Source organism: Kitasatospora sp. NPDC093558, from assembly GCF_040683475.1.
Classification (GTDB): Bacteria; Actinomycetota; Actinomycetes; order Streptomycetales; family Streptomycetaceae; genus Kitasatospora.
Map to the genome: position 1 here is coordinate 1 of NZ_JBFBDY010001025.1, position 1,699 is coordinate 1,699.

General features: G+C 74.0%; 1 protein-coding gene and 1 pseudogene. Both read left to right on the top strand.

Annotated features, from left to right (window positions below):
- Positions 1 to 57: 57 nt before the first annotated feature.
- Positions 58 to 981 carry an MFS transporter gene (locus AB0O00_RS38090; protein ID WP_363659271.1) on the top strand — a complete coding sequence of 308 codons (924 nt, stop codon included), beginning with the start codon at positions 58 to 60 and terminating at the stop codon, positions 979 to 981.
- A 179-nt stretch (positions 982 to 1,160) separates the two neighbouring features.
- Positions 1,161 to 1,699 (top strand): annotated as a pseudogene (locus AB0O00_RS38095) (hypothetical protein); the annotation flags it as partial.

The following is a 1,699-nucleotide window of genomic DNA, read 5'->3' on the forward strand; positions in this document are numbered from 1 at the left end:
CGGGTACTGCCGTGCCCACCCGCCGCACCCGCACGGTGGGATCCCGCGGGGCAGGCGTTGGCAGTCACCGGGCTCGGCACCCTCGTGTACGGCCTGGTGCAGGGACCCGTCGACGGCTGGACCGCACCGGACACGGCGGCCGCGTTCACGGTGGCGGCCCTGGCGCTGCCTGCCTTCGCACTCGTGGAAGCGCGCGGACCCCGACCCATGCTGGACCCGTCGCTCTTCCGCGACCGGGAGTGCCGCGCCGTCACCGTGTCCTGCTTCTCCTCCAGCGTGGCACTCTTCGGCGGCACCTTCTTCCTGAGCCTCTTCCTGCAGAACGTCCTGGCCTGGTCACCCGCCGGGGCCGGGGTGGTGTTCCTGTCGGCCTCGGTGTTCATCGTGCTCGCCTCGCCCGTCGCGGCGGCGCTCACGGTCCGCTTCGGCGTGGGCCTTCCCCTCACGCTGGGCCTGGGGCTCGACGCCCTCGCCCTGACCGGGCTGAGCTGCTTCGGCCGGCAGGCCGCCTACGCGGACTACTGGTGGCTGCTGCCCGCCCTCGGCGCCGGAACCGGGCTGCTGTTCGTCCCCGCGACCGTCACGCTGGTCGGCCGCGCCCCCGCGTCCCGGACCGGCACGGCCTCGGCAGTGGTCGACACCCTGCGGGAGGTGGGCGGAGTCGTCGGCGTCGCCGCGCTCGGCGCAGTGCTCACCGGCCGCATGCGCAGCGCCCTCCACGACCGGGCCACCCGTGCCGGCCTCACACGGGACGCGACGGAACACCTGGTGCGCACCGTTGTCCGGGACGGTCCGGTGCACGGCTCCGATACCGGGCCCCACCCAGGTGCAGCCGCGTCCTACATCGCCGAGTGGGCCGAGGACTCCTTCGTCGACGGCCTGCATCTGGCCCTGCACTGCGGGGCGCTGACCCTGGCCGGCACGCTCGTGCTCGTCGTCGTGCCGCTGAGTCGCCGACGCCCACCGGCGCAGCCGGAATGACAGTTGTCGGGTTGGTGGTGGAGTTGTACCGGACGGGGACGGTACTGGCCGCCCGGGAGTGACCGGGTGACGCGCCGAAGTGACGCGACGCCGGGCAATGTCCCCGCCATGGCAACCGGGCGGGGTGCCGGCTACGTCTTCGAGCGGACGGGGGGCAGGTCGGGAATCGGGAGGGGACGATGGCACGGAGCGAGTTGGAGCCGGAGCTGGCCGCGCAAGTGCGGGCGGCGTTCGCGGAGTTCGGGAACGAGGTCACGCTCTACGGGAACGTGGCCCGGGACGTCCAGGGGCGCGACTACGGGCTCGGCGGGCTGCTGGACCTGCTGGAACGGCGGCCGGACGTTCCGCTGCGGGAGCTGGTCCGGGCCCATGTCCTCGAACTGGTCGTCGCCGTCCAGGGACCATTGGCGGGCGACGCGGGCTCGCCGGAGGAGACGGTCGCCCGGCTCTACCCGGTGCTCCTGGACGCAACGACGCTGGCCGACCCGGCGCAGCTCCCGCACGCGCTCGAAATCGTGCCCGGGGTACTGGAGTTACTCGCGCTGGAGTCGCCCGTCGGCTGGCAGGTGCTCACGACGGAGGCCGTCGCCGAACTCGGGGACGCGTCGCGGTTGCGCGAGGACGCGCGGGCCCGGCTCGCCCGGCTGCCCGTCGAGCAGCACGAGGTCCGGCCGACCGGGCAGGGCGGCAGCCTCCACATCGTCACCGGGGGCTCGGC